This window comes from Stenotrophomonas sp. HMWF023 (genome assembly GCF_003060985.1).
In the GTDB taxonomy this organism is placed as follows: Bacteria; Pseudomonadota; Gammaproteobacteria; order Xanthomonadales; family Xanthomonadaceae; genus Stenotrophomonas; species Stenotrophomonas lactitubi.
This window is the reverse complement of record NZ_QAIJ01000328.1, coordinates 1-4,230: the sequence shown is the minus strand read 5'-3', so window position 1 is coordinate 4,230 and position 4,230 is coordinate 1. Positions and strand designations below refer to the sequence as shown.

The window sequence follows — 4,230 nt, the reverse complement described above, 5'->3', positions numbered from 1 at the left end:
CCTCGGCGGTGGCCCGAACCGCATCGGCCAGGGCATCGAGTTCGACTACTGCTGCGTGCACGCGGCACTGGCGCTGCGCGAGGATGGTTATGAAACCATCATGGTCAACTGCAACCCGGAAACCGTGTCGACCGACTACGACACCTCCGACCGCCTGTACTTCGAACCGCTGACCCTGGAAGACGTGCTGGAAATCGTCGAGCTGGAGCAGCCGAAGGGCGTGATCGTGCAGTACGGCGGCCAGACCCCGCTGAAGCTGGCACGCGCGCTGGAAGCCAACGGCGTGCCGGTGATCGGCACCAGCCCGGACTCGATCGACCTGGCCGAAGACCGCGAGCGCTTCCAGCAGCTGGTGGACCAGCTGGGCCTGAAGCAGCCGCCGAACCGCATCGCCCGCAACGACCAGGAAGCCCTGCTGCTGGCCCGCGAGATCGGCTACCCGCTGGTGGTGCGCCCGAGCTACGTGCTGGGTGGTCGCGCGATGGAAATCGTCTACGGCGAATCCGACCTGGCCCGCTACGTGCGTGACGCGGTGAAGGTGTCCAACGATTCGCCGGTGCTGCTGGACCGCTTCCTCGACAACGCCGTCGAGTGCGACGTGGACATCATCGCCGACGCCCAGGGCAACGTCCTGATCGGTGGCGTGATGGAGCACATCGAAGAGGCTGGCGTGCACTCGGGCGATTCCTCCTGCTCGCTGCCGCCGTACTCGCTGTCGGCTGAAACCCAGGCAGAGCTGCGTCGCCAGGTGGTCGAGCTGGCCAAGGCCCTGAACGTGGTGGGCCTGATGAACACCCAGTTCGCGATCCAGACCGACGAGGAAGGCAACGACACCATCTTCCTGCTGGAAGTGAACCCGCGTGCTTCGCGCACCGTGCCCTTCGTGTCCAAGGCCACCGGCATGCCGCTGGCCAAGATCGCGGCCCGCTGCATGGCGGGCAAGACCCTGAAAGAGCAGGGCGCCACCAAGGAAATCGTGCCGGACTACTACTCGGTGAAGGAAGCGATCTTCCCGTTCGCCAAGTTCCAGGGCGTCGACCCGATCCTTGGGCCGGAGATGCGCTCCACCGGTGAAGTGATGGGCGTGGGCCGCAGCTTCAACGCCGCCTTCGCGCGCGCGCAGGAAGCCGGTGGCATCAAGGCGCCGCCGGTGGGCAAGGCCTTCGTGTCGGTGCGCGACCCGGACAAGAAGCGCGTGCTGCCGGTGGCCAAGGCCCTGCTGGCACGTGGCTACAGCCTGGTCGCCACCCGTGGCACCGCGGCGTGGCTGCAGCAGCACGGCATGGACTGCGAGATCATCAACAAGGTGGTCGAGGGTCGCCCGCACATCGTCGATTCGATCAAGAACGGCGAGATCGTCTATATCGTCAACACGACCGAAGGCCGTGCCGCGATCAACGACTCGTTCTCGATCCGCCGCGAGGCACTGCAGCACCGCGTCACCTATTCGACCACCATTGCCGGCGCCAAGGCGCTGGTGGATTCACTGGAATTCCGCGGTACCGGCCCGGTCTGGTCGCTGCAGGAACTGCACAAGGAGTTGAACGCATGAGAGCACCCATCACGATGAAGGGCGCGCAGCGACTGCGCGATGAACTGGATCACCTGAAGTCGGTCAAGCGCCCGAAGGTGATCGCCGCGATCGCCGAAGCGCGCGAGCATGGCGACCTGAAGGAGAATGCCGAGTACCACGCCGCGCGCGAGGAACAGGGCTTCATCGAAGGCCGCATCAAGCAGCTGGAAGGCGAGCTGTCGCACGCCGAGATCATCGACGTGAGCAAGCTCAATGCCGGCTCCAAGGTGGTGTTCGGCGCCAGCGTGACCCTGGCCGACGTGGAGTCGGACGAAGAGAAGAAGTACCAGATCGTTGGCGATCTGGAAGCGGACATCAAACTGGGCCTGATCGCGATTTCCTCGCCGGTTGCCCGCGCGATGATCGGCAAGCTGGAAGGTGACTCGATCGTGATCGATGCGCCGGCCGGCCAGCGCGAGTACGAGATCGTCAGCGTCAGCTACCAGGACTGATCCGTGGCGACGGCGACCCTGCTGTTGCCGGCACGCAGCCGCTTTGCGGTGGCTGCGTTGCCGGATGATGTGGCGCGCGCCCTGGGCCGCGCCACCACCTCGCAGGGCGACGCCGGTGAACGGGCGCAGCTGCTGCGTCACTTCACGGTCGCCGCGCCGCAATGGCCGGTGGCCGCGTTGACCCGCCAGCGTGACGTCGGCGATGCCGCCGGCGCTTGCTGGCTGCGTGCCGATCCGGCCTGCATGGTGCCGGACATGCATGGCGCGCGCATGATGGGCCACGGCGAAACGCTGCGGCCCAGCCTGGCCGATACATTGGCCCTGCTGCCCGTGTTGCAGCCGCTGTTTGCGGATGCGGGCTTCGTGCTGGATGCACCTGATCCGTCGCGCTGGTACCTGCGGCTGCCTATCGGTACCGAGCTACCGGAGTTCGACAGTCCGGACGAGGTGCTGGGTGATGACCTGTTCTCGCACCTGCCACCGGGTGAGGCGGGCCGCCGCTGGCGAGCGCTGATGACCGAAGCGCAGGTGCTGCTGCATACCCATTCGTGGAACCAGCAGCGCGCCGCACAGGGCCAGCAGCCGATCAATTCGCTGTGGTTCTGGGGCGGTGGCGTGATGCCGGTATCGGTGGCCACGCCGCATGCGCAGGTGCGCAGCCGCGATGCGCTGCTGCAGGGCCTGGCCCAGGCCGCAGGCGTAGCGGTGGATGGCGAGCAATCGGTCGATGCACTGGTTGATCTGCGCCAGCTGCGCTCGTTGCAGCAGCTGGGCAACGATGCGATCCGGCCGCTGTTGGCCGCGCTCAAGCGGGGCGAACTGCAACGGCTGGTGCTGGATTTCGAGGATGGCCTGCAGTTCCAGCTGGACAAGCGCCAGCGCTGGCAGTTCTGGAAGAAGCCTCGGCAGCTGCACGACGGTTGAGGCAATGCGGTAGTGCCGGGCCATGCCCGGCGGATGTGCTATTGAACATCGGTGACGTAGGTCGGCAACTGCCAGTGCCTGCGGCTCGGGCTGCTGCAGTAGTGGCCGACGTACTCCGCACTGAGGATCAGTCGACTTCCGTCCCACGCCCAGTGCCGGTTCGTCCCGCACGCATCCTGGTCTGTCGCAAGGCCTTCTTCAAGAAACACGGCGTGCGGGTAGAGCGGAAACAGCGGGGTCGACGAGAGCAGCTTGGGTGCGAATGGCGGACGGTCGCGGATCAGCCAGGTACCCGCTGGCACGATGTGGTGGTCGGTTGCACAGCTCAACAGGGCAAGGACATGGGTAGCATCCACCCGTTCGATGCGTAGTTGGCGCGACGACATCTGTTCGCAGGCGCTCCGCGCGGCGGCCACCGGCTGCAGTTGCTGAAGCAGGTCTGTCCGCTCAGCCAGTTGTCCATCCGCGTCATGTACTTCGACCAGCAGGGGCGGTGCCTTCAGTGGTGGCGCGGCTACCGCGGCCGGCACCTTCGATTCCGGCTGTGCGCCCTTGCGCACCAGTGCGCCTGGGGTGTCCAGCCGACCCTGTGCTTCGTCCATCTTCAGCAGCAACGTGCGGATGCCGCGATCCGACAGCGGCCAGGCGTGGCCAGAGGCATCGCTCATCTCGATGCGTTTGCCATTCACCAGCGCATCGATCATCGCTGCCACGTAGCGCGAGGGTAGTTCCAGGCCAAGGTCGAGCGCGTCGCTGTGGCCGATGGCACCGAGGTCCCTTCCGTCCGCGCGCAGTCGCAACGTCCCTTCGGGTGCCACCGCCGCAGGGGTACGAGGCGCGTCCTCGGCGCCTTCGGCCATTGACAGCCGTGCGGTGACCGCCGTCTGTGGCCCGCCAGCGCGTTCGAGCAGCACGCTCAGCATCAGCGGTGCCAGCGGACCGTAGGCGGCCAGCCGGCAGGTGCGGGTGTTGTCGCAGGCCATCACGCCGTCGCCCTCGACGAACGATGTGCCAAGCGGTTCAGCGGCCGAGGCAATCGACGCCAGAGTGAGGGAGGCCAGCAGCAGTGGCGTGCGTAACAGTGAAGATGCGCGCACTCAGCGAACCTCGCTGACCAGCGTCGGCAGGGTCCAGTGCCCCCCCGGCATGCCACGGCACAAGCCGGTACTGAACGCACTGCTTGGCTGGAATCTGCGGCCATCCCAGGTCCAGTCCGAGCCGGAAACGCAGTCGCCGATGCCGCGGCCCTTGTAGCGTGCGTAGAGCGTGCGCTCGACGCGC

The 4,230-nt window shown here is 66.5% G+C and carries 5 protein-coding genes; 3 read left to right on the top strand and 2 right to left on the bottom strand.

The genetic code is table 11. The features are described from left to right. The 3 genes from carB to DBR20_RS20195 all read left to right on the top strand — a co-directional run. The coding region (gene carB, locus DBR20_RS20205) for a carbamoyl-phosphate synthase large subunit (protein WP_108268012.1) at nt 1-1,552 on the top strand (1,552 nt) is incomplete at its 5' end. Nucleotides 1,553-1,560: 8 nt separating this feature from the next. After that, complete coding sequence (gene greA, locus DBR20_RS20200; RefSeq protein ID WP_176022519.1) at nt 1,561-2,025, top strand: transcription elongation factor GreA; 465 nt, start codon at nt 1,561-1,563, stop codon at nt 2,023-2,025. Nucleotides 2,026-2,028: 3 nt separating this feature from the next. Then, entirely contained in the window at nt 2,029-2,949 is a 921-nt protein-coding gene (locus DBR20_RS20195) for a phosphoglycerate mutase (protein WP_108268010.1), read from the top strand. 38 nt (nt 2,950-2,987) lie between these two features. Here the strand turns inward: DBR20_RS20195 and DBR20_RS20190 are convergent, their stop codons facing one another. Both DBR20_RS20190 and DBR20_RS20185 read right to left on the bottom strand, forming a co-directional pair. After that, nucleotides 2,988-4,046, bottom strand: coding sequence for a DUF1176 domain-containing protein (locus tag DBR20_RS20190; protein WP_108268008.1), 1,059 nt, complete (start codon nt 4,044-4,046; stop codon nt 2,988-2,990). Further along, a partial coding sequence (locus tag DBR20_RS20185; RefSeq protein ID WP_146187066.1) for a DUF1176 domain-containing protein occupies nt 4,047-4,230 on the bottom strand: 184 nt, incomplete at its 5' end. It lies immediately after the preceding gene.